We start from the raw sequence: 24,583 nt of genomic DNA, 5'->3' as shown, positions 1-24,583 counted from the left end.
TATTGCATATGCAATAAATATAATGTAAATGCACCTCTGGGAGAAGAGAGATGCAGCCACACGACAATTTACCGCTGAGCGACTATATCGAGTATCCGGAAGCGGAGATGCGCACCCGTGCGCAGGACTTCTATAACGAGATCAAGCGCCGCCATACGGTGCGGGAATTCTCTGACCGGCCCGTGCCGCGTGAGATCATCGATACCTGCCTGCGCGCAGCGGGGACCGCCCCTTCCGGGGCTAACCACCAGCCTTGGCATTTTGCCGTGATCGGCAGCCCTGAGATGAAGGCACAGGTGCGCGAGAAAGCTGAGCAGGAAGAGCGCGCTTTCTATAATGAAGGCCGCGCGAGCGACGAATGGCTTGATGCCCTGTCGGTGCTGGGAACAGATGCCCATAAGCCGTATCTGGAAAGCGCACCCTGGCTGATTGCTATTTTCGCGCAGCGCCGGGGCGGTGTGGAAGCGGGCATGAGCCGGAAGAATTATTATGTGCCGGAATCGGTGGGTATCGCCACGGGGTTCCTGATTGGCGCCCTGCATCATGCGGGTTTGGCGACACTGACGCACACACCGAAACCGATGAATTTTCTGAACGAGATTTGCGACCGTCCGGCGGACGAGCGCCCCTATATTTTGCTGGTGACGGGTTATCCGGCAGAGGGTGCGACCATCCCCGTGCACGCAACCATCAAAAAGCCGCTTGAGGATATCGTCTCATATCTCTGAGTTGTTTGGCGTCCGTACCTTCACCCTAAGGAAGGTGTGGTGACCAGAGTGAGCGGCTTTAACCTGGCAGGGCAGGGCGTCAGTCCTCCCTGCCTTTTTTATACCAGCGGATCAGTTCGCGTTGGTCGGCTGGCAGATCATTTCCAGCTTCAAGCTGCTTGATGGCCTGGGCAGCCAATAGCTGCTCTGTCTGGTTTTCAATGCGGGCGAGCATGTCAAAAAGCGCTTCTTTTTCAGAGGTGCTGATGGCTGCATCAATGGCGCGGGCCCGCATGTCGATAGCATTCGCGATGGCCTTATAGACCTCAATGCCTTTTTCCGTCAGGACGAAATTCTTGGTGCGCTTGTTGGTAGCGTCGGGTTCGACGTCAATAAGGCCGCGGCTTCTGAGTACCTTTGAGGCCCGGCTGACAGTGTAGCTGTCCATCCGGCTTTGGTAAGCGATGTCTGCGCCGTTAATGGGCATGTAGGAGCCGATGTTGATCAGCACCCGCATCTCACGCGCTTCCAGGTCGGAAATTTCACGAATGTGCATGTCGCGGGTCAAGGCCAGCAGGTTGCTGACTGTCGCGATGCGGAAGGGCATATGTCCCAGGAGGTCGAGCGGCAGATCGATCCTGTCGGTCAACCGGAAGACTCGCCTTCTTGCAGCAGAAACATTCTTGTTCTTCATGCGCGCCTTTCCCGTTGCCTGATGGGTGCATTCTGCAGTGTCAATACTAAGTATTTGATTTGGCTTGTCAAACCAAAGCGGTGTACGGCTGATTTCCTAATGTTTTTCACTATTGTTCTTGTTTTGTTCTCATGATAATATTCCTCTATGAACAAAACGCAACATACAAGCATGGCATCGAATTCTCCGTGGCTTTCGCGCGGGCGTGGGGCTGTGTCTAATGTGTCAGGCCGGTTCGAGGCGCTGAAGCGGGAACCCGCGCAGGACGGTTGGCTGGGGGAAGAGCCCACCACGCCCCTCCGCACCAGCGTGACGGAAGAGAATGCCAAGCATATCCTGACCAAGAACAAGTCGCCGGACATTCCGTTCGATCGCTCGATCAACGCCTACAGGGGCTGTGAACACGGCTGTGTTTATTGTTTCGCACGGCCAACTCATGCATTTCTTGGCCTGTCGCCGGGGCTCGATTTTGAAAGCAAGCTGTTCGCCAAACCGAATGCGGCCGAGCTTCTGAGGCAAGAGATTTCAAAGAAAGGGTATGTGGCAAAGCCGATTGCCATGGGCACCAATACAGACCCCTATCAGCCAATTGAGAAAGAACGTCGCATCACGCGAGAGCTGTTGAAAGTGTTGATGGAGCATGACCACCCGGTGACAATTGTAACCAAATCCCGCCTTGTGGTGCGCGATATGGACCTTCTGGTGCCAATGGCGGAAAAGGGACTGGTGAAGGTGGCACTGTCGGTAACCACGCTTGACCGTAAGCTGGCGCGCACCATGGAGCCGCGTGCGAGCACACCTCAGCGGCGGCTGGACGCCATCAGGCTGCTCTCTGATGCTGGTGTGCCCACGGGCGTGATGTTCGCGCCTGTTATCCCCGCGCTCAATGACCATGAAATGGAGGCGGTGCTGTCTGCTGCAGCCCATGCTGGCGCCAAGGAGGCTGCCTATATCCTTCTCCGCCTGCCGCTTGAGCTGACAGAGCTGTTTGAAGAGTGGCTGGATGAGCATTACCCCGACCGTAAAAGCAGGGTGCTCAATCGGCTGAAGGAACTCAGGGGCGGTAAGCTGAACGATCCGCGCTTCAAGCACCGTATGATGGGCAAGGGCTTTGAGGCGGACCTGATGCGCCAGCGCTTTTCCAATCTGTGTCGTCGCCTGCGGCTGAACACCGAAAAGCTGGAACTGGCGACCGACCAGTTCAGAAAGCCAGTGCTCGAGGGCGGGCAATATAACCTGCTGGACGCCTTGCGCTGACCCGAGGCTATATTTGAAAGTGAAAAGCCCGGCTTCATGGCCGGGCTTTCGCGTTTCTGAGTGCAATGCTACGCGTCGAGGAAGGCTTAAGCCTCTTCCTCTTCCAGCGAGAACAATTCGGCGTTGCCCCCCACGGCCGCTGTGTTGATGGTCAGCGTGTGCTCAGCGGCAAATCGAAGCAGATAGTGCGGGCCGCCTGCCTTGGGGCCTGTGCCAGACAGGCCTTCGCCGCCAAATGGCTGCACACCGACAACGGCGCCAACCATATTGCGGTTGATGTATGTGTTGCCAATGTTCGTCTTTTCAAACAGGTCCTTCCAGCGGCCTTCGAGGCGGGAGTGCACACCGAATGTGAGGCCATACCCCGTGTCGCCAATCTGCCTCAGGACCTCATCCATCTCTGCCGCTTTGAAGCGGATCACGTGCAAGATCGGGCCGAAGTTTTCGTGCTCAAGCTGATGCAGGCCGTCCAGTTCAAAAATATGCGGTGCCAGGAAAGTGCCGTTTTCTGCCTCTGGTTCCATGTCGGCCTTGGCGACAAGTTTCGCTTCCTTTTCCATCTTGGCGCAGTGGTCCTGAAGGCCCTTGAGGGCTTCGGCATCGATGATCGGGCCGATGTCTGTTGTCAACTTGGCAGGGTCGCCGATCACGCGTTCCTTCAGCGCGCCCTTGAGCATGTTGATCACCTTGTCTGCGACGCTGTCCTGCACGAACAGGACACGCAGCGCTGAGCAGCGCTGGCCGGCAGAACCGAAGGCGGACTGGATCACGTCATCGCTGACCTGTTCCGGCAGGGCCGTGCTGTCGACAATCATGGCGTTCTGGCCACCGGTCTCGGCAATCAGGGGCGCGATAGCGCCGTCTCGGTCCGCAAGCGTACGGTTGATGATCTTCGCGGTCTCGGTGGAGCCTGTGAAGGCCACGCCGGATACGCGCTCGTCAGCTACCAGCGGTGCCGCAACCTTGACGCCGTCACCCAGCACCAGATGCAGTACATCGGCAGGAACACCAGCCTTGTGGAACAGCTTCACGGCATGCCAGGCGACAAGCGGCGTTTGTTCAGCAGGCTTTGCGATCACTGCGTTACCGGCTGCAAGGGCGGCTGCAACCTGGCCCACAAAGATGGCCAGCGGGAAGTTCCACGGTGCAATACACAGGAAGGTGCCGCGACCCGACAGGTGCAGCTGGTTTTTCTCGCCCGTTGGCCCAGGCAGGTCGATTGGCGCGCCGAATTGTTCTTCGGCACGCGCTGCATAGTAGCGGCAAAAGTCAACGGCTTCGCGCACTTCCGCGATAACATCCGACAGCGTCTTGCCGGCTTCGCGAACCAGAAGGTCGGCGAATGTGTCCCGTTCGGCCTCAATGGCATCGCCCATGGCGCGCAGGATTTTGGCGCGTTCGGTGCCGCCCAGGCGGTCCCAGTCCTTCTGGGCTGCTTTCGCGCGAACCGCTGCTGCTTCCAGGTCTTCCTCGCGCGCCTCGCGTGCTGTGCCCACCACTTCAGCTGTGTTGGCTGGGTTGGTCACGTCCACAGGTTCGCCACCCACTTCCATGCCTGCAACAATACTGGCTGCTGCATATTTGTGGGAATTGCGTTCTTCAAGGGCGGCCATCAGAGGCTCATATTGGGTGCGGTCCATAAGATTGCGTCCTTTGGAATTCTTGCGTTCTTCGCCATACATATCATCGGGCGTCGGGATCAGCGTGTGGCGAAGGGCCGGTGCGGCCTTGATCGCCTCGATCGGATCGCCGGCGACCTCCTCGACGGGCACTTTCGCGTCCATGAAACGGTTTACAAAACTTGAGTTGGCGCCATTTTCAAGCAGGCGCCGCACAAGGTAGGGCAGTAGGTCTTCATGCAGCCCAACGGGCGCATACGTGCGCGTGCGAATGGTATGGCCTATCACCCGGCTGGCTGCTTTATACAGAAGCGCGCCCATGCCGTGCAGTTTCTGGAATTCATAGCGCTTGCCTTCCGCCATTTTAGCGATGCAGGCAATAGTGTGTGCGTTGTGGGTTGCGAACTGCGGATAGATGGCGTCCTGCGCCTCAAGCATGCGGGCAGCAGTATAGATATAGCAGATATCGGTCGACGGCTTGCGCGTGTATACAGGATAGTCATCAAGACCCAGTTCCTGGGCGTGCTTGATTTCCGTGTCCCAGTAGGCGCCTTTGACCAGACGGACAGCGAATTTGCGCTTGTGTTCGCGCGCCAGAAGGATCAGCCAGTCGATCACATGTGGCGCGCGCTTCTGGTAAGCCTGAACGGCAAGGCCAAGGCCTTCCCAGCCAGCGAGATCCGGGTCTGACGCCAGTTTCTCAAGGATGCGCAGGCTAATGTCCAGCCTGTCGGCCTCCTCGGCATCGATGGTCATCTGAATATCGTACGACTTGGCTCGCAGCGCCAGTTCCTTCACACGCGGGACCATCTCACTCATCACGCGGTTGTCGCTGGTCTCCTCATAGCGAGGGTGCAGGGCTGACAGCTTGATTGACACGCTGGAGCGATCGTGCGGGTCTGCGCCGTCTGCTTTTGTCGCAGTGCCGACGGCGTCGATTGAGTCCATATAGAGTTTGAAGTAGCGATCAGCGGCATCCATTGTGCGCGCGCCTTCACCAAGCATGTCGAAGCTCATCATCTTGTGCTCGGGCGGCTGCTTCGCTTGCCGGGACAAGCCTTCCTTGATATTCCGCCCAAAAACGAACTGCCGGCCCATGATTTTCATGGCCTGATTTACCGCAGTACGGATCACAGGTTCGCCTGTGCGCGACACCAAGCCCCGAAACCATTTTCCTGGGTTTTTGGTGATGGTCTTGTCCAGCTTGATCACGCCGCCGGTTAGCATCAATGCCCAGGTGGAGGCATTGACAAACAGACTGTCGGATCGGCCTTTGTGCGATGCCCAGTCACCCAACGTGATTTTTTCTGCGATCAGTTTGTCCTGGGTTTCCACATCTGGAACGCGCAAGAGGGCCTCGGCCATGCACATCAGGGCCACCCCTTCCTGGTTCGAGAGGCCAAACTCGGCCAGGAATGCGTCCAGGCTGCCTTGTTCTTCCTTCATGGCACGTGATTGGGCCACAATGGCGGCAGCTGTGGCAGTTGCGTCATGGCGCATCTGGTCATCCAGCGGGAAGTTTTCGATCAGTCCGCTGACGACCTCGGTTTCGTCGCGCAGGTAGGCTGCACGCAAAGACTGCATTGCGCTGTTCCGGTCTTGTGCCGGTGGGGGCGAAATTCGAAGCTTGGCCATACTTGGGTCCCTCTACCACACTTCGTTACATATAATATTTTGTATCCAATTTATTTGTTGGATTTGTCTCCCCCTTAACGCCAAAAAAACGCGCTGGGAAGCAGATTCGTCATCCTTTGGCACAAAGGCTTCAGAAAAGGGGGCTCCGAGCAGTTTTTGGCGCTCTTCGCAGCCTAATTACATCTCACGGTAGTTATTTTTAAGTTATGCGAGATATTGACGTTCGGCAATGATATGTAATACTGTAGCATTGTGTTGAGAGAATTAGGGACTCGAGCAAAGGGGGGAGAGTGACAATGTTCAAAAGTTATAAGGTGGTAGTTTTCGCGCTGTTTAGCATGTGTGTGTCGGCTAGTGCTGCCGGTGATACAAAGGTGCCTGAGCCTTTTCGTGGTGAGGCACCAGAATCCGATCTGACAATCAATTATGATGATCTCACTGGCATATTTGAAACGACGGTGATGCGGGCTGGCCAGTCCGATCGCCGGGAGGCACCGAAAGCGCGTCCGGCGGCAGGCAGCCGTATTCAGCGCGGCAATACCAAGCCAACGAGGCTCGAAGGCAACCGCGTCGACTTTCATGTTTTCCTGGGCGACAATCTTGAAATGATGCGCCGACTGAGGGATGATATCGCGTCAGTCCCTAGTGTTCTGCCACTGAAGGATCTTAGCAGAAATGAACAGCTGGCCTATTGGTTGAATCTCTATAATGTTACGCTGATTACTCAGATCGGGAAGATCTTTCCCGAAACCAACCTGAGGAAATTTTATCCGGAACTGTGGGACGAGAAGGTCATCACGGTGACGGGCATCCCGCTGTCGCTCAATGACATCCAACATAAGATAGTGATCCCGAAATTCAGGAATCCGCTGGTGATGTACGGCATGTTCCAGGGTATCGTTGGCAGCCCCAATATTCGGCGCAGAGCCTATGAAGGGCGCAATGTCTGGGAGATGCTTGAGCGCAACGCTCGGGAGTTTGTCAATTCGAACCGGGGCGCCCGCTACAAATGGGGGAAGCTAAGGGTTTCGGAGCTATATCAGGTTAATGCAGCGCTGTTTCCTGACTTCGAACGGGACCTTAAACGGCACCTCTACCAATACGCCTATGCAAGCTTTCGTGACAGGATTCGCGATGCAAAGGAAATCCGCCCGGACATCGATGACTGGTATGTTGCCGACCTGTATGGAGGCAATCGTGCACTCTCGAGCGCCAATACAAATGGCGCCGCGATGCTGATGTCTATCAAGTCTGGTGGCGGCGGAGCCGGCGGTTCAGGGGGAGCTGATGGCGGCAGCATCGAAGCGGCCTGGTTTATGAAAATGGACACCCTGAATATGAATCGCACCCGGTTCCCCATTCATGTGGTCGAGTATCTTCATAAAAAGGAAAAACGTGACCGTAAAACAAGAGTGGGGAACGTAGACGTGGAAGAATATAAAGCGCCGGTGGAGACCGGCACGGACGATAACTGACACCGCTTTCTTGCTGGACCATTCCTGGCGTCCGCCAGCACGCGAAGCCCGACCCAAGGCTTCGCGTCGGCGGACGTCTTTCGTTTAGTTGAGGCAAACCAATGGTTTTATGACGCTTACCGGTGGTGTCCTAAAAATAATCAAAAAGATTATGAGGAATTGTCTTTGTGGCTATGTCTTGGGTTCATAAGGGTGCTCTGTCGAGCACGCTGTTTTTATGCCCGGGGACACAGTCGTTTCTTGGGCACAGATTGTTCCGAGTAAGCCTGCTGCGTTTGGGGGCGTGTGCAGGCCATCTGCTTTTTTGGTGCGCCGGCTTCTGCTATAGTGTGGCGAGTGGCGCGATGCGGCAGTTCCCAGTTTCATGCGATCGTCTGATCGGCAGAGATCGCGCAAGCCGCAAGGAGAGAATAGGGGGATTAGCCTGCCATTGAATGCATCTGGTGGGTGTCCTCAAGCATTGATTAAAAACATGAGGAACCAAGTATGCGTTGCATGACATTTGCCAAGAAGACAGGCCTGGTAGCCTTGCTGGCAATCATGGTGGGGGGCACCACAAGTTTCGCCGCTGATGAGAGCGGTGTAATCGGCCAATTCCGCGGGGATGACCCGAAATCTGAGCTATCGATCAACTATAATGACCTGTCTGCACTTCTCGAGCAGACAGTGCTGGATACGGGCATGTCTGACCGTACGGAAGCTGGCAAAGCCCGCCCTACAGCGGGGTCACGCATTATTCGCGGCAGCACAGACACCACACGCCTTGAAGGTAACAGAATCGATTTCCATTCATTTCTGGGGGGCAATCTGGATGTGGTGAAGGGCCTGCGAGATGACCTTGCCAAAGTGCCGAGCGTTTTGCCGCTTAATCAGCTGACCCGCAATGAGCAGCTGGCTTATTGGCTGAACCTATACAACATCACGCTTATTTCCCAGATTTCGGAGATTTTCCCGGAGACCAACCTGAAGAAGTTCTATCCCAGCCTTTGGGAAGAAAAGGTACTGACGGTTGCAGGCACACCTTTGTCGCTAAACGACATCCATCATAAAATCCTGATTCCGAAGTATAAGAACCCCTTGATCATGTATGGCCTGTTCCAGGGCGTGATCGGCGGACCGAATATTCGACCGGAAGCTTATACGGGCCGGGCCATATGGGACCAGTTGAAAGACAATGCCTTCGAGTTTATCAACTCAAACCGTGGGGCATTTGTGCGCGAACGTATTCTGCGTGCGTCCTATTTCTATGAGGTCAACGAAGCGCTTTTTCCGGATTTTGACCGTGATGTTCGTCGTCATCTGCTGAAGCATGCCAAGCCCCATTTTGCCGACAAAATCATGAGTGGATCGACCGTTGTAGGTACGGGCCAGAGCAATTGGTATATCGCTGACCTTTATGGCGGCAATCGGTCAAAAGGCAGTGCCAACACCAACGGCGGTGCCCTTCTTCTTGCTTTCCGTACCGGCTCAGGTGCCGGTGCAGCAGGTGACGCAGGCGGCGGCGCAGGTGGTGCGGTGGAATCTGCCTGGATCGGCAGCTTGAGCAGCAAGAATATGTATCAAGGCCGCTTCCCGATCCATGTGATTGAATATCTAAACAAACAGGAAATCCGCAACAAGAAGACCCGTTCTGGCGATGTGACCATCGAAGAATATGACGGGGCAGACCGCATCCAGGGGGCTGATAAGGAAACGGATTCCGACGGCCAATAGGGCCATAATGGAAGGCAGCTGGCTGCAAGGCGGCCAGCTGCAGATTAACGGGTAACATCCCGGCCCCAACGCACCAAGCAGCGAGGGGTGCCGTCATCGGCAAAACAAGGCAAGTCCGCCAAGAAACGAGCGGCAGTCAACAAAGACATGAGAGTTATCACGAATAGGCACACCTGCCTTGGATGCAAATCCAAGACGGTGATGTTTCCGCGGATGCGGGATAGGAGGATTACAGATCATGACGTTTAAGCAGATTACACATGCCTTGAAGTTGGGCGCTGCTGCGCTTGCTTCAGTGGTTTCAGTCTCCGTTGCATGGGCGGGCGAGTCCGGCGTTCCTGCGCCGTTCAGGGGCGACAGCCCAGACTCTGACTTTTCCATCAAATATGAAGATTGGGATGCCATGCTTGGCCAGACAGTCCTGGATACCGGCATGTCAGACCGTACTGAAGCGTCCAAGGTGCGGCCACGTGCCGGTTCCCGCATCATTCGGGGCGGTGGGGGCACCACGCGCCTTGAAGGGAACCGGGTAGACTTTCATGCCTTCCTGGGCGACAATCTTCTTGTTCTGCGTAAGTTGCGTGATGATCTGGCAAAGGTGCCCGAACTGGCGCCCTTGAACATGTTCAACCGCGATGAGCAACTGGCTTACTGGCTGAATCTTTATAATGTCACGCTGGTCACCCAGATCGCGGAGATCTTCCCGGAAACGAATCTGAAGAAATTCTACCCTGAGATTTGGGATGACAAGGTGTTGACCGTTTCGGGAGTGCCACTGTCGCTCAACGACATTCACCATAAAATCCTGGTCCCCAAATACCGCGATCCCCGGATCATGTACGGCCTGTTCCAGGGTGTAGTTGGTGGGCCGAACTTGCGGGACGAAGCCTTTGAAGGTTTTCGGGTTTGGCGGCAGCTTGAAGCGAATGCCAACGAGTTCGTCAATTCGAACCGGGGCGCCTTTGTACGCGAGCGCATTTTGCGGACATCATACTTCTATGAAGTGAACTCGGCGCTGTTTCCTGATTTTGACCGCGACCTGCGCCGTCATATCCTCAAGTACGCACGTCCGACCTTTGCGGACAAAATTCAAGACGGATCAACCGTTGTGGGTACGGGGCAAAGCAACTGGTATATCGCTGACATGTTTGGTGGAAACCGTGCGAAAGGCAGTGCCAACACCAATGCTGGTGCGCTTTTGCTGGCTTTCCGCACGGGTGGGGGCGTTGGCTCTGAAGGCAGTTCGGTTCAGATGGCCAATGGTCCTGGTGATCCCTCTGGCGCGGGGGATTCAGGTGGCTATGCTGGTGGTACCAAGCAAACAAGTTGGACCAATAGTATTGAACAGAAGATGATCAGCGTAAGGTTCCCTTCTCACATGATGGAATACCTGCGCGACATTCAAATGCGGAAGATGCGCCGAGTACGTGAAGGGAAAGTCGAGCTGGAAGAATATGATCCCCCGGCAGATGACGAAACTGCAGAACCAGCAGATAATTAATAGTGCCTTGGGCTGAGGCAAAAGGGCGCCATTTGGCGCCCTTTTTTGTGCTCAGGTAATCGTTTGTTAGGCCAGTTCCTTCAGCATTTCCTTGCTGTAAGGCGCGAGAGAAGCGTCGTCCGCAGCTTTGACCTTGTTGGCCCAGTCCGGGTTCGCAATCAACGCACGGCCAACGGCTACCAGGTCAAATTCGCCGTGCTCCATGCGGTCCATCAGGTTCGATAGGCTGGCGGGCTTGGCGTCCATGAAGTCCTTTTGGCCTTCTTCCGCGAAGGCCGTATCCAGGCCCACGCTGCCCACGGTGATGGTTGGCTTGCCGGTCAGTTTCTTGGTCCAGCCTGCCAGATTCAGGTTGCTGCCTTCAAATTCAGGCTCCCAGAAACGGCGGGTTGAGCAGTGGAAGATGTCCACGCCGGCATCTGTAAGCGGCTCGAGGAACTGTTCCATCTCAAGTGGGCTGGTAGCCAGCTTCACAGAATAGTCCTGCTGCTTCCACTGCGACCACCTGAGGATCACAGGGAAATCAGCGCCGACTTCTGCCCGGATGGCCTTTACGATTTCTGCTGCGAAGCGGGTGCGCCCCACATGGTCGCCGCCCCATTTGTCTGTTCGCTCATTCAGGCCACCCCAGAAGAATTGGTCCAGCAGATAGCCATGCGCACCGTGGATTTCAACGCCGTCGAAACCGATGGCTTTGGAATCTGCTGCCGCTTTGGCGAAGGCCGCGATCACATCGGCGATATCACTTTCTGTCATCTCATGGCAGCGCTTCTTGCCGGGCATCACAAGGCCAGATGGACCATAGCCGGGCACCTCAGGGTCTGGCTCAATGCCCGGGCGACGAACCGAGCCCACATGCCACAGCTGGGGCATGATCTTGCCGCCCTCTTTGTGCACGGCATCCACCACTTTTTTCCAGCCTGCGAGCGCCTCATCCCCATAAATGAAGGGCACATTGGGGTATCCGTTTGCGGCTTTGTGGCCCACGCAGGTGCCTTCGGTGATAATAAGGCCAACACCGCCCGCTGCGCGCCTGCGGTAATATTCCACATTCAGGTCATTGGGTACGTTCTCAGGCGAAAAAGTCCGGGTCATCGGGGCCATGACGACACGGTTGTCGAGGCTCAGGTTCTTTGATTTGAACGGCTCGAACAGGGCTGTGGTGTTTTCACTCATACTTTGTCCTTCACATGGTGTGGGCTGATCTGGCTATTTGCCAGCCCCGTAACAGGTTCTGAACTGAGGTAGCGTGGCGTGACTTTATTTCAAGAATGTCGGCTTCATGCCTGTCATCACACTTCCGTTAGCCTGCTTTCGCAAAGGGCGTGGCTGGAGTATAGACGGGAGTGAAGCAAAACCGGGGAACTGATTATGAATCTGAAGTCTATCTTTGTCGCTTGCGCCGCTGTCGTTCTGGGAGCATTGCCCGCGTCGGCCGACGGCGAAAAAAGCCTTTACGACTTTACGGTAACGTCAATCGATTACACCGAGATGCCGCTTGATCAGTTCAAAGGCAAGGCAGTCTTGCTGGTCAATACAGCATCCTATTGTGGCTATACGCCTCAATACGAAGGCCTTCAGGCGTTGTGGGACGACTACCGCGACAAGGGCCTGGTTGTGGTTGGTGTGCCAGCGAATGACTTTGGCGACCAGGAACCGGGGTCAGAAAAGAACATCAAGAATTTCTGCAAGGTGAATTTCCAGGTGGATTTCCCCATGACCAAGAAAATGGTCGTGGATGGCAAGGAAGGCACGGCAGAGGTATACGAATGGCTCGCGGGTGTGCTTGGCGAGGACAGTCGGCCTGAGTGGAATTTCCACAAATATCTGATCGACCCGGAAGGCCATCCGGTAGCCTATTTCCGCAGCAAAGTGACCCCGCAGTCACCGGAACTGCGGGCCGCGATCGATAAGGTGTTGCAGTAACGCCCAACCGAGAAAAAGGGGCCGAATGGCCCCTTTCGCTTATCCTAGCAAGTCTGCGGCGATTTCCTTGAAGGGCCGTTCGTCCAGCAGTTGGGCTTCGGTGACTGGCACTTCGCTTGCAATCAGCTTCTTGGCATTCATGAATTCCGCAATGCGACCAATACAGTCAGCGGCGATCATCTTGCTGTCCTTCAGGTAAAAGAAAGCAACAGATCGTTCTGCCGGATTGCCGCGTGTGACCAGCGTGTCATAGCCTTGGCTCAGGCCCGCGATCTGAAGCTTCAGGCCATATTGATCAGACCAGAACCAGGGCAGGGCATCATAGGAAACGTCGTTCCCGAGCATATGCTCCACAGCTACTTTTGCCTGATCGACGGCGTTCTGGACCGATTCAATACGCATCTCTCGGCCATAGAAAGAATGTCTGAACCAGGCCACGTCGCCCACGGCATAAATGTCAGGGTCGCTGGTCTGGCAGTGGGCGTTGACCTGAATGCCCTGGGGCAGCACATCAAGGTGCGCGCTAGCGGCGAGGTCCGTGTTCGGCACGAGGCCAATACCCACCACGACCATGTCGGCTTCATAGCGGTCGCCGTCTGCGGAGCGCACCGCACTGGCCCTATCTGTGCCCTCAATGGAGGTTACGAGCTTGTCTGTATGGATCTCCACACCTTCTTCTGCGTGCAACTGGGTATAGAAATCCGACACTTCCGGTGCCACCACGCGGCCCAGGATACGGTCTGTGGCCTCAAGCACCGTCACAGCCTTGCCGGCCTTGCGCGCGACCGCCGCGATCTCGAGCCCGATATAGCCGCCGCCGATGATGACGATCCGCTTGGCGTGATCAAATTCACCGCGCATGGCATCCGTGTCTGCCATGGTGCGCACATAATGGATGCCAGCGAGGTCCGCCCCTTTGCAGGTCAACCGGCGCGCATGACCGCCGGTGGCGAGTATCAGCTTGTCGTATGGCAGGGTGCTGCCGCAGGCCAGCGAAACGGTTTTTGTATCCCGGTCAATGCTGTTGGCGTGCACGCCCAGCTTTAGGCTGATATTGGCGCCTTCGTAGGCCTGTTCTCTCAGAATCGGTAGCCGCTCTGCCCCGATGTCACCCGACAGGTACATTTTCGACAGCGGCGGTCGCTGGTAGGGCACCACAGGTTCATCGGTGACCAGCGTGGCGTCACCGTCGAACTTATGTTGCCTCAATGATGTGGCGACCTGGGCGGCCGCATGGCCGCCCCCGATAATCACAAGCTTCATGGGTTAAATCCTCTGAGGGGCAGGCTTTCAGGGCGCCTGAGCCAGTTATCTGCCGGATAGTCAGCCTCACCATCGATCACATGCAGCGTGTAGGCGTGGCGGGACTTGCCAGACCGGTTTGCTGACGACATGTGGGGAAACAGGCCGCCGAACACGAGTGCTGTGCCTTTGGGCGCAGGCAAGGCTACTTTCTTGTCTTCTTCAAACGGTGTGTCATTAATGGTTTCGACATAGGTGCCGTCGCCGTCCGGCTTGCGGCGGAACGCGGACCTGAGCCCGCCCGTTTTGTGGCCGCCGGGAATGCCCCACAGGCAGCCGTTTTCTTCAGTCGCGTCCTCAAGCGCCACCCAGATGCCAAGGCAAGTTTCGGGCGTCGTGCGCAAATAGGTGGCGTCCTGGTGGCATACCACTTCGCCGCCGATATGAGGCTGCTTGAAAATATACATGGACTGCAGCGGCAGCGGCTTTTCCTGCCCGAGGCCTTCACAGATGGCCTTGAAGGCGTCCTGGCGGGCGAAAGCACCAAATGTGGGATCAAGATCATGCATGGCATGCCCAACCTTGTTGAGCGCCAGCGGCAGCTCACAGGTCAGGTTGCCGTCTGCATCAAAAGCCTCTTCTTCGAAAAAGAAACGGGTTTCGTGTCCTGATTCAAGGAAATAGGCATCCTGGTCGTGTTGACAGCCTTTGGTCGAAAAAATGCTCCGGTGCTCTTCCACATCGAAGCCGGCAACCATCTCAGCCATCCGGGCCCGCAGCTTGTCGCACATGGCCGCGTCCACAAGACCGTCCAACACAAGGACGCCGTCGCGATCAAAAGCGGTTTTCATTTCGGGGGTGATAGTTTCAAAATTGCGTGCATCAAAACGAGGCAGCATATTCATACTCCATCAAAGCCCGGCCCGCCGATTGGCACATGCCCTACGGAAGTTAATTTAGACCAGGCTTTCGCCCAAAGAAGCATAGGCTGGCAGGGCCGTCAAGATGGTGGGGTGGGGTATCTGTTCTTGCGCGCGGGCGGGCGGTGGGCTAGGGGTGATAGACGCGTTCGGTCGCTTATCAATGTCGGGGAATATCGTGGATCCAGTCAGTCTGATCATACTTGCGCTTTTGGGCTTTGTCATCGTTGGCATTCTTATGACGTGGCGGCGGCTTTCGGCTGTTTCGGCCAAGCTTGACGGCGGTGATGCGGTCACCCAACTGATGCAGATTGAAGCCGGGCTTCGTTATATGAACGAGCAGGCAGGAGAGCGTGAAAAGGGCATCCGTGAGGAATTCCGCGGCAACCGTGAAGAGTTGTCGAAAGCCATCACGGCGCTGGGCGAGACCGTTCGCAAGCTGGGTGCTGACCAGTCGACGCAGCAGCAGCAGTTCCGTGACAAGCTCGATGAGAAAATGAAAGAGCTGCGCACCGAGAACAGCCAGAAGCTGGACGAGATGCGCAAGACGGTGGATGAGAAGCTACAGACCACCCTTGAAAAGCGCTTGAGCGAGAGCTTCAAGACCGTGTCCGAGCGGCTGGAGCAGGTGCACAAGGGCTTGGGCGAGATGCAGTCGCTGGCCACCGGTGTGGGTGACCTGAAGCGGGTACTCACGAACGTCAAGTCGCGTGGTACCTTCGGCGAAGTGCAGCTTGAGCTGCTGATTGAAGATGTGCTGACGCCGAACCAATATGTCGCCAACTATGACTGCGGTCGGAAAGGCACCCATGTCGAATTCGGTATTCGGATGCCAGGTACGGACGCAGAAGTATTCCTGCCGGTCGATGCCAAGTTCCCGACAGAGGATTATGAGCGCTTGCTGACAGCCGTGGAGGCGGGCGACACGGACGGCATCGCCGCCAGCCAGAAGATGCTGGCAAACCGGGTTAAGGGCTTTGCTAAGGATATCGCCACCAAATATATCAACCCGCCCTACACGACACCGTCTGCTATCCTGTTCCTGCCAACCGAGGGCCTGTATGCCGAAATGCTGCGCATACCGGGCTATGTGGAAGGCCTGCAGCGCGAATTTAATGTGACGGTTACGGGCCCCACAAACTTCCAGGTACTGCTGACAACCTTCCGCATGGGCTTTCAGCAGATGGCCATGCAGGCACAGGCGCAGGAGGTCTGGCAGGTGCTGGGTGCCGTGAAGAACGAATTCGAGCGCTATGGTGACCAGATCACGGCCATGGGCAAGAATGTGGAAGCCATGGAAAAGCATATCGAGAAGCTGGGCACTCGTCGCAACCAGATGCTTCGGGCGCTCAAGAGCGTGGAGCAGGTGGAAGACGGCACAGCGCAGGCTTTGCTGGGCGACGATAGCGAATAATTGTCCGCTCTTGACGACGATCAATTCCCATATGGCGGGTGTACTCTAATCCTTGGTCATGAACAATTGACCGGAGGATCATGATGAGCCACGTACCCCACGAGTTGAGAGACGATTTCCCTGAGTTCGAAGACCGCATCCACGCGCTCAAGGAGGACGATGCCCATTTCCGCAATCTTTCCGAAAAGTATCATACGCTGAACCGAGAAATTCACCGTATTGAGGTAGGGGAAGAACATGTTTCCCAGTTCCAGGAAGAGGACCTGAGGAAACAGCGCATGCGGTTGAAAGACGAAATCTACGGCATGCTTAAAGCCTAGGCGTTTCAATGCCAGCCAATGGGGTCCCGGCTTTAAACCGGGGCCAAAATGCGCTATAGTATGTGTCGCCTTTTTGTACTGACAAAAGGAGACACATAATGGGCCACATGCCGCATGCGCTGCGGGAGGAATTCCCCGAATTTGCCGAGAAGCTACCTCGAATTGAAGAAAGCGATGGCCACTTCCGCCGGTTGGCGGAGGAATATCGGAGCGTCAACCGGGCCATTCTTGAACTGGAAGCCGGCGACGAGACCAATCCGCATTTTGATGAAGAGGGCCTCAGGAAGAAGCGTCTGTTTCTGAAGGACGAAATCTATGCCCTGCTTAAAGAGCACTAACGCCCATCATAACTGAATTTGAAAAACGCTCGTAACGATTGATATTGATCAATTTGCGCGATTTCCCGTGCATTACAGTTCCTGCATTGATTTATGGGAGCTTTGTTATGCGCTACATACCGTTCGATCTTCTTTCAGAAATCCCAGGCAAGGAGGACCGCTTCTGGAGCCTGATCAGTTCAGACGACCATTTCTACAAACTCACGAAAGCCTATAACACCCTCAACCAGAACCTTTGTGAGGCCGAGCGCCGGCGAGAGTGCGAGCTGACTTTCCAGATCGAGGACCTGAGGAAAGAACGCCTGTGGATTAAGGACGAAATATTCTACTATCTGAGCCACTGAAAGCCGCGGGTGCCAGGCGATGGGGCCAATTGTGTTTCAATTGCGGCGTGAATTGCGATGAAGCGTTCATTAAATGCGCCCAGTGCTATTGAAGGATTCCGTCGCCACACCTACATTAGACCTGTAGCCACGAGCAAAGACTCAAAAACAAAAGGCTGCAGAAAACGACAGTGATAACAACAGCCGCCTCCCCAAAACGACAAAGCGGCATAGATGCGCAAGCAGCGAGGATAAAATGTTTACGACCCTTATTTCAGAGACCACAGGTCTCAATAACGCCAGGCACCAGGTCTCCCAGGTCGCAGGCGTTTCCCTGACAAGCCAGCCCCTAAGCAGAACGTGGCGCCGCCAGCGCCGTGTCGCCCGGTTGGCACGCGTGCCGCTCGCAGCATAAGCGGCCAAGACAAGAACCGGTTATCGCACTCCAGCTCTAAGTCTCTGTGCGTCATAGCGTTTGAGCGATAACAGGTTCCGGTCGGGCCGGGTGAGGACATACCCCTGACCCTAGCCCCAAGAGCCCATCCGGCCCGGCCACACTTTCCCTGTAATGAGTACACAGTTGTCGAACCCCCTTGGGGGTTCTGCGTTTCTTTCCTAAACCTACCCAACACTCGGCGCTCCCACTTGGGGGCGCCGCTTTTCTTTGCAACGTATCAGACCGTCATCGCATGTGGCATCCGGATGCTTGACCGACGCGTCCTGTTGCGCCACATCTGGGCAGGGAAGGGGAGATCCGAATGTCAGACCTGTTTGATGCTGCCGGCATGGATATGAAGCCAAGACCCGACTGGTCAGCCGAAGCTCATATGATTGCGGCTGAAGGCGGTCATGTCTGCGGCGTGGACGAGGTTGGCCGGGGCCCCCTTGCGGGCCCAGTGGTTGCAGCCGCCGTGGTTCTTGATCCTGATGATATCCCCGAAGGCCTGAACGACAGCAAGAAGCTGTCGGAAAAAAAGCGCCAGGCCCTCTATGGCCTGATCCAGGAAAAAGCATTGGCGGTCTCCATTGCCGAAGCAAGCGTAGCCGAAATCGACGAAATCAATATCCTGCAGGCTTCCATGCTGGCCATGCGCCGGGCTGTTGAAGGCCTTGAGCTGAAGCCTTCATCTGCGCTTGTTGACGGCAACCGCGATCCCGGCCTTGAAATGCCGACGCGGACCCTGATCAAGGGTGATGGCAGGTCATTATCCATCGCAGCAGCATCGATTGTCGCAAAAGTTTTTCGTGATGATCTCATGAAAAAACTGGATTCCGAGTTCCCTGACTATGGTTGGGCGCAAAACGCAGGATATGGTGTTGCCAAGCATCTCGCCGCACTAAGACTTGTGGGTGCGACTCCACATCACCGTCGTTCTTTTGCTCCGATTCGCCAAGTTTTGAGTGAAGAATAGCTTATAAATCACTGATTCATCTATAAGAATCACTTGACACCGATTCGTCGGCGACTCATGATTGGGTCAACAGATCGCTGAGAAAAACCAAAAAATTAAGCCCAAAAAGGGCGTTTCCAGCGGTCGGCTATGAAGCCGGGACGGAGAAAATTGATGGCTGATGCAAAGAACGCGACCCGCAAAGGGTCTGCGACCCTTTCCTTGCCGCTGAACAAAATTGTTCAGGGTGACTGTATTGATGTGATGAACTCGCTGCCCGAGAAATCGGTCGATGTGATCTTCGCGGATCCCCCCTACAATATGCAGCTCAAGGAAACGCTGTCGCGCCCTGACAACAGTAAGGTTGACGGTGTGCATGACGCCTGGGACAAATTCTCAAGCTTCAACGCCTATGACGAGTTTACCTATCGCTGGCTGGATGCCGCACGCCGGGTTCTCAAAGACACCGGCACCATCTGGGTGATCGGGTCCTACCACAATATTTTCCGCGTCGGCACGGCGCTGCAGAATCTGGAATACTGGGTGCTGAACGACGTGATCTGGCGCAAGTCGAATCCGATGCCGAACTTCCGCGGCACGCGCTTCACCAACGCACATGAGACGCTCATCTGGGCAGCCAAGTCTGCAGACAAGGGCGGATACACGTTCAACTATGACGCCATGAAAGCGATGAACGACGACACGCAGATGCGCTCTGATTGGACGCTGCCAATCTGTTCGGGGGGGGAGCGCCTCAAGAATGGTGACAAGAAAGCCCATGCGACGCAGAAGCCGGAAAGCCTGCTTTACCGTGTGCTGATGTCTTCCACCAAGCCAGGTGACGTGGTGCTGGACCCATTCTTTGGTACGGGCACGACTGGCGCTGTGGCAAAGAAACTCGGTCGCGACTTCATCGGTATTGAGCGCGAGGACGAGTATATCAAGGTGGCGATGGAACGGATTTCAAACGTCAAGCGCCTTGATGATGAAACGCTTGGCTTCACGCAAAGTAAGCGGGCGCAACCACGGGTGCCGTTTGGCTCGATCGTTGAGCGCGGCATGATCGAACCTGGCACCACGCTTTATGACTGCAAGCGCAAATATACCGCTCGTGTTCGTACCGACGGTACCCTGATCACGGATATGGAAAAGGGCTCCATCCATAAAGTTGGTGCCAGTGTCCAGGGTGCACCGGCCTGTAACGGTTGGACTTTCTGGCACGTGGAGCAGAAGGGCGAATTGCTGCCAATCGACTTCTTCCGCCAGCAAGTGCGTGCGGAAATGAACTAGCAGAAGCACAAGATACCTCCGGAAGCACGGATGCCCGTCTGTGCTTCCACCCAAGGCGCTGTCCTGCCCGGACAGCGCCTGTTTTTATGCCTACGCTGGCCTACTCGGTGAATGCACAATCTTTTCTTAAGTCACTCAAACATCACTTGAATTCCAGCATGGACATGCGAGATTCAGTGTGTCGCAGGTGGTATGGAAAACCGGGCGGTTTTCCCCGGCGAACAGCGGCCTAAAGCCGCGCGTGGCGTTTGTTCGGAGACCCAAATGAGCAAAGAACGCAGCACAAAGAAAGAACTGAAGAAAAAGCCCCTTCAGGACAAGAAGGCGAAGAAGATGAGCAAGGCAACCAAAAAGGTGCCTGCCTATCTCGCTAGCTAGAGGCTTCAGCCTGCTTTAGGCTTCAGGATCAAGGCAGGGTCGCCAAGTGCGGCCCTTGCTTTTTATCCACTTCCCTGATCGTAGCTTTGCCATTTATGGTACCGTCGGATTCTGTTTGAGACACCGGGAGAAATGCGATGACACGTCTATTAGCTATTTTGCTTGCCTTGTTTTATTTGGGTAATACGGCTCAGGCGGATAACCATACTGATCTTGATCTTGCGAATGCGCGGGTAGTCTCTGACAAGCTGACCACAGGCGGCCAGCCTACGAAGGCCGATCTGGGCCGTCTCAAGGAGGCTGGTTTTACCACGGTGGTCAACCTCAGGCGGGACGGCGAAACCACGAAACGCGACGACCCGGAAGTTGCCAAGCTCTTCAACTTTGATGAAGCTGAAGCGGCAAGTTCCATCGGGCTAAGCTATTTCCATCTACCTATTTCATCTAAGGATGGCCTGACGGCAGAGAACGCCAAGTTGCTGGATGATGCCCTGAAGGCGGCGCCTGGCCCCGTGCTGCTGCACTGCGGCAGCGGTAATCGCGCCGGCGCTCTTTTGGCCCTCAGGGCTTATCATGTTGAAGGCAAGCAGCCTGATGAAGCGCTTGCCATTGGCAAGGCTGCCGGGCTCAAGAGCCTGGAACCCAAGGTGCGGACACAGCTTGGCCTGCCGCCCCTCGAAGAATAGGACAGCGCTTGCCCAATATGCCGTATCACGCAAGGTATCGCCTATGAAGGTTCTTGGTGTTGACGACTATCAGGTCCAGCCTTGGAAAAATGGCTTGGGCTCAACCACCGAATTGGCTGTTGGTCCGAAGGCGGCTGGCGGGGCTGGTTTCATTTGGCGGCTGAGCATTGCGGAAGTTACGACCGACGGTGCCTTCTCGCTTTTTCCCGACATTGACCGGGTGATCACGGTGATTGATGGTGCAGGCATGACGCTGGACGCTGGGCCGTACGGCAACCATCCCTTGAAGCCCTTCACGCCGTTGCAATTCTCCGGGGATTGGCACATTGAAGGCCGACTGAAAGCGGGCCCTGTACGGAACTTCAACCTGATGGTTGATCGCAGGTATGCCAAAGGCACGATGGCATTTCACGACTTTGCGACTGGCGCGGTGGTACTTTCGAACAAGAACGCACTTCGTTTTTTCCACTTGTTGGAAGGCGAAGTGCGCTGCGGCGAGGCCATGCTGACACCAGGTCAGACACTGTTGCGGGAAGCTGGTGAAAGTGCACCCGGCCTCAACGGCGTAGGGGCTGCGCTGCATGGTGAAATCACCCTAAGGCCTTAGCACAGCAATCTTTTTGAAGACGGTGGGCAGGCCTACAGCATCCAGGTCGGCAACTGGGTGCCAGAAGCCATTTTCAATATTCAGCTTGCTGTCGGCCTTGGCAGCCAGAAGCTTCGTTTCCAGATGGAAGTGCGTAAAGGTGTGCTTGGCCATGCCCTCGACGGGCTTCCAATAGTCCTCGGACGGACGATGAGTGAGCCATTCCTCCTTTGCAGGAAAGGCAGGGCGTTCTTCCCAGGGGGTTGAAAACAGCCCAGGCATGCCACCTAAAAGGCCTTTTTGCGGGCGACGTTCAAGAAGCACGTGGCCGTCATGCTCCAGCCAGAAAGAGATTGCGCGTCTGGTCGGCTTGGCCTTCTTTGGCGCCTTGACCGGGAACCGTTCCATGTCACCCGCCTCATGGGCGGCGCAAGCACCACGGATAGGGCACAGCAGGCACTTTGGGGTTTTCGGCGTGCAGACCCCTGACCCCAGGTCCATCATAGCCTGGGCGAAATCCCCGGGCCGTTTGGTGGGGGTAATTTCCGCAGTGTGGGCTTTGATGACCTTCTTGGCGCCAGGCAGGGCGTCGGTCACACGAAACAGTCGGCTGACCACTCGCTCCACATTGCCGTCGACAACTGCGGCGGGTTCCCCGAAGGCGATGGCGGCGATAGCAGCGCCCGTATAGTCGCCAATACCCGGCAGCGCCTTCAGGCCTTCTTCGGTTTGCGGGAAGCTACCTTGGTGCACCTCCACCACTACCTGAGCACATTTGTGCAGATTTCGCGCGCGGGCGTAGTAGCCCAGCCCCGCCCATTCCTGCAACACGTCCTCTTGTGGAGCCGCGGCCAGGGCGTCCACCGAAGGCCAACGGGTGAGGAATTTTTCAAAATAGCCTTTAACGGTCGCGACCGTTGTTTGCTGCAGCATGATTTCCGAAAGCCAAACATGATACGGGTCAGCGCTTTCACCGTGAGCCGCCCGCCAAGGCAGGTCCCTGCGGTTTCTGTCGTACCAGTCAAGCAGCTGTTTGGCGGTTTTGGTCATACACTTTGTGAATTCTGATTTATTGTCTTGATTCATGTTAGCCTTGGCGGCATGCCATGGACGTGCCGCAATTATGCAGGACCATAGCCCGACCGACGGAGAGAGCAAGCCAAATGGCGAAACAGCCAGATAAAACCGAAGCAAAAAAACCGTTCAGGCGGCGCTCAACCCAGCGTGCCTCAAGGGTTGCCTCGTCACTAGTGACGCCGGCATTGCGGGCGAAAGGTTTTGCGCAGGCTGAAGTTGTTACCCGCTGGGCCTACATTGTTGGGCCAGAATTGGCGGAAAGCACATTGCCTGTATCGCTTCGTTTCCCGCGGGGCGACCGCATGGGCGCCACCCTCACGGTGCGCTGTGAATCAGCCTTCGCGCCGCTTTTGAGCCATAAGGCCGGACGGGTGATCGAGATGGTGAACAGCTTTTTCGGCTATCAGGCGGTGGCGAAACTTGAGGTGAAACAGGGGCCATTGCCGCGGCAGCCACGCAAGATGCCATATGAAAAAAAGGCGCTTGGCGAAAAAGAGACGAAACAACTGCGGTCACTTGTCGGTGATGGAGAGTTGAGCCCGCTTCAAGAAGCGGTTAAAAGCCTTGGCGAGTATGTGCTTTCGGAAGCACGGGAGGCCGGTCGCGGACCGGACAAGAAATAAGAATTTATAAGTAGGGGGCGTTATGTCTTTCAAGAAGGGTTTTCTGGCTGCTGCAGCCATGGTTTTCACGACTGCAGTGGCAGCACAGGATGGCCCAAGCCAGCCTTTTGTATCCGGTGATCTTGTATATGGTTCGCCTGAAGCGCCGGTGGAAGTTATCGAATATGGCTCGATGACCTGTCCGCATTGTGGCCATTTCGCCCGTGATACTTTCCCTCAGGTCAAGCGGGATCTGATCGACACAGGCAAGGTGCGCTTTGTGTTCCGCAACTTTGTGCGGGACCGCTATGATATGGCGGTTGCTGTTATCAGCCGTTGCACGACCGACAGGGATGTAACCAAACAGCTGGTGGATACGTATTTTATCCGCCAAGACGAATGGATGCGCGCGCAGAACCCTTATGAGGTGATTGCGGGCATCGCGACGGAAGCTGGAATCACTCAGCCTGAGATGTCACGCTGTATCTCGGATCAGGAAGCCCAGAAGCACCTGGCTGAAATGACCCAGAACGGCATCCAGACGTACAAGATCAACAGCATTCCCTACATCATGGTGAATGGAAAGCACCTTGAGGCCCATTCGTTTGAGGCGGTCAAGGAAGCGGTTGAGGCCGCAAAATAATCCACAGGAAATTTCATGCGGGTTTCAGAAAAGACTCGTCAGCATGTTTCATGCGATGTAAACACAATATCTAGTAGTGGGGATAAATTAATGCACAAGGACTACGTATCGAAGTTCAAATTCGCAGCTGCCTTTGGCGCGGCACTTTTGCTTGCGGCCTGTGGTGATAGTGGCGACAAGCCAGCGGCTGACGATGCCCAGCAGGCCTCTGCTGAAGCCGATGCACCAGTTGTTGATATCGATTCCAAGACAGAGGGAACCTGGGGCCCGATCGTGTATGGCGATCCGAATGCCCCGGTCGAGATCCACGAATTCGCGTCCCTGACGTGCCCGCACTGTGCCACCTTCGCGAATAATTATTTCCCGAAGCTCAAGGAACAGCTGCTGGACACCGGCAAGGCGAAGCTGGTGTATCACAATTATATCATGAACCGGATTGATATCGTGGCGTCCGCTGCGGCTCGCTGTGGTGACGCAGCAACGACCCAGAAGCTGATGAAGGTTTATTTCGCACGTCAGGGCGATTGGGCCCGGTCCAAGGCGCCTGTGGATGAGCTGGCCTCTATTGCCCGCCGCGCGGGTATCAGCCGTACAGAATTTGATCGCTGTGTGTCCGATGACGACATGCTCAAGCACCTGATGAGCATGACGCAGGACGCCGTGAAGAAACACAATATCACCCTGACGCCAAGCTTTATGGTTGATGGTGAACTGATGGAGTTCTCTTCCTTTGATGAGGCTCTGGAGAAGATAGCTGAAGCGGTGGATGACGCCAGCTAACAGCTTGATATAGGGCGACCTTGTTGGGGAACGGGGTCGCCTGTTTGATGTTTTGACAACAGGGGG

At 55.7% G+C, this 24,583-nt stretch carries 23 protein-coding genes; 17 read left to right on the top strand and 6 right to left on the bottom strand.

From position 1 onward, the window contains the following. Positions 1–50: 50 nt before the first annotated feature. Positions 51–728 carry a nitroreductase family protein gene (locus KORLAC_RS13695; RefSeq protein ID WP_068307370.1) on the top strand — a complete coding sequence of 226 codons (678 nt, stop codon included), beginning with the start codon at positions 51–53 and terminating at the stop codon, positions 726–728. A 79-nt stretch (positions 729–807) separates the two neighbouring features. Here the strand turns inward: KORLAC_RS13695 and KORLAC_RS13690 are convergent, their stop codons facing one another. After that, on the bottom strand, positions 808–1,401 hold the full coding sequence (locus KORLAC_RS13690; RefSeq protein WP_068307369.1) for a MarR family winged helix-turn-helix transcriptional regulator: 594 nt from the start codon (positions 1,399–1,401) through the stop codon (positions 808–810). Positions 1,402–1,548: 147 nt separating this feature from the next. Here KORLAC_RS13690 and KORLAC_RS13685 point away from each other — a divergent pair, with 147 nt between their 5' ends. Further along, complete coding sequence (locus tag KORLAC_RS13685) at positions 1,549–2,658, top strand: PA0069 family radical SAM protein (RefSeq protein WP_074519419.1); 1,110 nt, start codon at positions 1,549–1,551, stop codon at positions 2,656–2,658. Between the two features lie 86 nt (positions 2,659–2,744). On the opposite strand, the gene putA is transcribed toward KORLAC_RS13685, so the two are convergent. Then, entirely contained in the window at positions 2,745–5,912 is a 3,168-nt protein-coding gene (putA, locus tag KORLAC_RS13680; protein WP_068307368.1) for a bifunctional proline dehydrogenase/L-glutamate gamma-semialdehyde dehydrogenase PutA, read from the bottom strand. Positions 5,913–6,208: 296 nt separating this feature from the next. Here putA and KORLAC_RS13675 point away from each other — a divergent pair, with 296 nt between their 5' ends. From KORLAC_RS13675 to KORLAC_RS13665, 3 genes are all read left to right on the top strand, one after another. Then, on the top strand, positions 6,209–7,387 hold the full coding sequence (locus tag KORLAC_RS13675; RefSeq protein ID WP_068307366.1) for a DUF547 domain-containing protein: 1,179 nt from the start codon (positions 6,209–6,211) through the stop codon (positions 7,385–7,387). 486 nt (positions 7,388–7,873) lie between these two features. After that, entirely contained in the window at positions 7,874–9,100 is a 1,227-nt protein-coding gene (locus KORLAC_RS13670) for a DUF547 domain-containing protein (protein WP_068307364.1), read from the top strand. 238 nt (positions 9,101–9,338) lie between these two features. Then, entirely contained in the window at positions 9,339–10,601 is a 1,263-nt protein-coding gene (locus tag KORLAC_RS13665) for a DUF547 domain-containing protein (RefSeq protein WP_068307362.1), read from the top strand. Between the two features lie 66 nt (positions 10,602–10,667). On the opposite strand, the gene KORLAC_RS13660 is transcribed toward KORLAC_RS13665, so the two are convergent. Then, positions 10,668–11,777, bottom strand: a complete 1,110-nt coding sequence (locus tag KORLAC_RS13660; protein ID WP_068307360.1) for an NADH:flavin oxidoreductase — start codon at positions 11,775–11,777, stop codon at positions 10,668–10,670. A 195-nt stretch (positions 11,778–11,972) separates the two neighbouring features. Here KORLAC_RS13660 and KORLAC_RS13655 point away from each other — a divergent pair, with 195 nt between their 5' ends. Continuing rightward, positions 11,973–12,527: a glutathione peroxidase gene (locus tag KORLAC_RS13655; RefSeq protein ID WP_068307359.1), complete on the top strand. Its 555-nt coding sequence runs from the start codon at positions 11,973–11,975 to the stop codon at positions 12,525–12,527. A 39-nt stretch (positions 12,528–12,566) separates the two neighbouring features. Here the strand turns inward: KORLAC_RS13655 and KORLAC_RS13650 are convergent, their stop codons facing one another. Both KORLAC_RS13650 and KORLAC_RS13645 read right to left on the bottom strand, forming a co-directional pair. Continuing rightward, positions 12,567–13,790: an NAD(P)/FAD-dependent oxidoreductase gene (locus KORLAC_RS13650; protein ID WP_068307358.1), complete on the bottom strand. Its 1,224-nt coding sequence runs from the start codon at positions 13,788–13,790 to the stop codon at positions 12,567–12,569. After that, positions 13,787–14,668: a phytanoyl-CoA dioxygenase family protein gene (locus KORLAC_RS13645; RefSeq protein ID WP_175445651.1), complete on the bottom strand. Its 882-nt coding sequence runs from the start codon at positions 14,666–14,668 to the stop codon at positions 13,787–13,789. Before KORLAC_RS13645 ends, KORLAC_RS13650 begins: the two co-directional genes overlap by 4 nt. 199 nt (positions 14,669–14,867) lie before the next feature. On the opposite strand from KORLAC_RS13645, the gene KORLAC_RS13640 reads away from it, so the two are divergent. The 8 genes from KORLAC_RS13640 (at position 14,868) to KORLAC_RS13600 (ending at position 21,436) form a co-directional block, all read left to right on the top strand. Then, entirely contained in the window at positions 14,868–16,103 is a 1,236-nt protein-coding gene (locus KORLAC_RS13640) for a DNA recombination protein RmuC (RefSeq protein ID WP_068307357.1), read from the top strand. Between the two features lie 83 nt (positions 16,104–16,186). After that, positions 16,187–16,423, top strand: a complete 237-nt coding sequence (locus KORLAC_RS13635; protein WP_068307355.1) for an HP1242/YdcH family protein — start codon at positions 16,187–16,189, stop codon at positions 16,421–16,423. 98 nt (positions 16,424–16,521) lie between these two features. Further along, positions 16,522–16,761 carry an HP1242/YdcH family protein gene (locus tag KORLAC_RS13630; RefSeq protein ID WP_068307353.1) on the top strand — a complete coding sequence of 80 codons (240 nt, stop codon included), beginning with the start codon at positions 16,522–16,524 and terminating at the stop codon, positions 16,759–16,761. 107 nt (positions 16,762–16,868) lie between these two features. After that, a complete protein-coding gene (locus tag KORLAC_RS13625; protein ID WP_068307349.1) occupies positions 16,869–17,105 on the top strand; it encodes an HP1242/YdcH family protein in 237 nt (78 codons plus the stop codon). Between the two features lie 737 nt (positions 17,106–17,842). Next, positions 17,843–18,496 carry a ribonuclease HII gene (rnhB, locus tag KORLAC_RS13620; protein ID WP_206594972.1) on the top strand — a complete coding sequence of 218 codons (654 nt, stop codon included), beginning with the start codon at positions 17,843–17,845 and terminating at the stop codon, positions 18,494–18,496. A gap of 153 nt (positions 18,497–18,649) precedes the next feature. Next, the gene (locus KORLAC_RS13615; protein WP_068307348.1) at positions 18,650–19,765 is read left to right on the top strand and encodes a site-specific DNA-methyltransferase; all 1,116 of its coding nucleotides are present in this window, start codon (positions 18,650–18,652) and stop codon (positions 19,763–19,765) included. A 515-nt stretch (positions 19,766–20,280) separates the two neighbouring features. After that, positions 20,281–20,829, top strand: coding sequence for a protein tyrosine phosphatase family protein (locus KORLAC_RS13605; RefSeq protein WP_082714691.1), 549 nt, complete (start codon positions 20,281–20,283; stop codon positions 20,827–20,829). A gap of 43 nt (positions 20,830–20,872) precedes the next feature. Further along, a complete protein-coding gene (locus KORLAC_RS13600) occupies positions 20,873–21,436 on the top strand; it encodes a HutD/Ves family protein (protein ID WP_068307343.1) in 564 nt (187 codons plus the stop codon). Here the strand turns inward: KORLAC_RS13600 and mutY are convergent. Beyond that, positions 21,425–22,465 carry an A/G-specific adenine glycosylase gene (gene mutY, locus KORLAC_RS13595; protein WP_068307817.1) on the bottom strand — a complete coding sequence of 347 codons (1,041 nt, stop codon included), beginning with the start codon at positions 22,463–22,465 and terminating at the stop codon, positions 21,425–21,427. The two genes, KORLAC_RS13600 and mutY, sit on opposite strands and share 12 nt — an antisense overlap. Positions 22,466–22,578: 113 nt before the next feature. Here mutY and KORLAC_RS13590 point away from each other — a divergent pair, with 113 nt between their 5' ends. From KORLAC_RS13590 to KORLAC_RS13580, 3 genes are all read left to right on the top strand, one after another. After that, positions 22,579–23,115: a DUF721 domain-containing protein gene (locus KORLAC_RS13590; protein WP_068307342.1), complete on the top strand. Its 537-nt coding sequence runs from the start codon at positions 22,579–22,581 to the stop codon at positions 23,113–23,115. 22 nt (positions 23,116–23,137) lie between these two features. Next, a complete protein-coding gene (locus KORLAC_RS13585) occupies positions 23,138–23,737 on the top strand; it encodes a DsbA family protein (RefSeq protein ID WP_068307341.1) in 600 nt (199 codons plus the stop codon). 90 nt (positions 23,738–23,827) lie between these two features. After that, entirely contained in the window at positions 23,828–24,517 is a 690-nt protein-coding gene (locus KORLAC_RS13580; RefSeq protein WP_068307339.1) for a thioredoxin domain-containing protein, read from the top strand. Positions 24,518–24,583: the final 66 nt, after the last annotated feature.

It is taken from the genome of Kordiimonas lacus (genome assembly GCF_001550055.1).
Lineage (GTDB): Bacteria > Pseudomonadota > Alphaproteobacteria > Sphingomonadales > Kordiimonadaceae > Kordiimonas > Kordiimonas lacus.
Note: the sequence above shows the minus strand (reverse complement) of the source record. Positions and strands in the feature narration are given on the sequence as shown.

What these genes read in the sequence shown, in the direction of transcription:
- KORLAC_RS13685 (WP_074519419.1), top strand. Translation starts at nt 1,549, where the DNA reads ATGAACAAAACGCAACATACAAGCATGGCATCGAATTCTCCGTGGCTT.
- KORLAC_RS13675 (WP_068307366.1), top strand. Translation starts at nt 6,209, where the DNA reads ATGTTCAAAAGTTATAAGGTGGTAGTTTTCGCGCTGTTTAGCATGTGT.
- KORLAC_RS13630 (WP_068307353.1), top strand. Translation starts at nt 16,522, where the DNA reads ATGGGCCACATGCCGCATGCGCTGCGGGAGGAATTCCCCGAATTTGCC.
- KORLAC_RS13635 (WP_068307355.1), top strand. Translation starts at nt 16,187, where the DNA reads ATGAGCCACGTACCCCACGAGTTGAGAGACGATTTCCCTGAGTTCGAA.
- rnhB (WP_206594972.1), top strand. Translation starts at nt 17,843, where the DNA reads ATGTCAGACCTGTTTGATGCTGCCGGCATGGATATGAAGCCAAGACCC.
- KORLAC_RS13660 (WP_068307360.1), bottom strand. Translation starts at nt 11,777, where the DNA reads ATGAGTGAAAACACCACAGCCCTGTTCGAGCCGTTCAAATCAAAGAAC.
- mutY (WP_068307817.1), bottom strand. Translation starts at nt 22,465, where the DNA reads ATGACCAAAACCGCCAAACAGCTGCTTGACTGGTACGACAGAAACCGC.
- KORLAC_RS13650 (WP_068307358.1), bottom strand. Translation starts at nt 13,790, where the DNA reads ATGAAGCTTGTGATTATCGGGGGCGGCCATGCGGCCGCCCAGGTCGCC.
- KORLAC_RS13580 (WP_068307339.1), top strand. Translation starts at nt 23,828, where the DNA reads ATGCACAAGGACTACGTATCGAAGTTCAAATTCGCAGCTGCCTTTGGC.
- KORLAC_RS13615 (WP_068307348.1), top strand. Translation starts at nt 18,650, where the DNA reads ATGGCTGATGCAAAGAACGCGACCCGCAAAGGGTCTGCGACCCTTTCC.
- KORLAC_RS13665 (WP_068307362.1), top strand. Translation starts at nt 9,339, where the DNA reads ATGACGTTTAAGCAGATTACACATGCCTTGAAGTTGGGCGCTGCTGCG.
- putA (WP_068307368.1), bottom strand. Translation starts at nt 5,912, where the DNA reads ATGGCCAAGCTTCGAATTTCGCCCCCACCGGCACAAGACCGGAACAGC.
- KORLAC_RS13585 (WP_068307341.1), top strand. Translation starts at nt 23,138, where the DNA reads ATGTCTTTCAAGAAGGGTTTTCTGGCTGCTGCAGCCATGGTTTTCACG.
- KORLAC_RS13655 (WP_068307359.1), top strand. Translation starts at nt 11,973, where the DNA reads ATGAATCTGAAGTCTATCTTTGTCGCTTGCGCCGCTGTCGTTCTGGGA.
- KORLAC_RS13670 (WP_068307364.1), top strand. Translation starts at nt 7,874, where the DNA reads ATGCGTTGCATGACATTTGCCAAGAAGACAGGCCTGGTAGCCTTGCTG.
- KORLAC_RS13645 (WP_175445651.1), bottom strand. Translation starts at nt 14,668, where the DNA reads ATGCTGCCTCGTTTTGATGCACGCAATTTTGAAACTATCACCCCCGAA.
- KORLAC_RS13590 (WP_068307342.1), top strand. Translation starts at nt 22,579, where the DNA reads ATGGCGAAACAGCCAGATAAAACCGAAGCAAAAAAACCGTTCAGGCGG.
- KORLAC_RS13605 (WP_082714691.1), top strand. Translation starts at nt 20,281, where the DNA reads ATGACACGTCTATTAGCTATTTTGCTTGCCTTGTTTTATTTGGGTAAT.
- KORLAC_RS13600 (WP_068307343.1), top strand. Translation starts at nt 20,873, where the DNA reads ATGAAGGTTCTTGGTGTTGACGACTATCAGGTCCAGCCTTGGAAAAAT.
- KORLAC_RS13690 (WP_068307369.1), bottom strand. Translation starts at nt 1,401, where the DNA reads ATGAAGAACAAGAATGTTTCTGCTGCAAGAAGGCGAGTCTTCCGGTTG.
- KORLAC_RS13625 (WP_068307349.1), top strand. Translation starts at nt 16,869, where the DNA reads ATGCGCTACATACCGTTCGATCTTCTTTCAGAAATCCCAGGCAAGGAG.
- KORLAC_RS13695 (WP_068307370.1), top strand. Translation starts at nt 51, where the DNA reads ATGCAGCCACACGACAATTTACCGCTGAGCGACTATATCGAGTATCCG.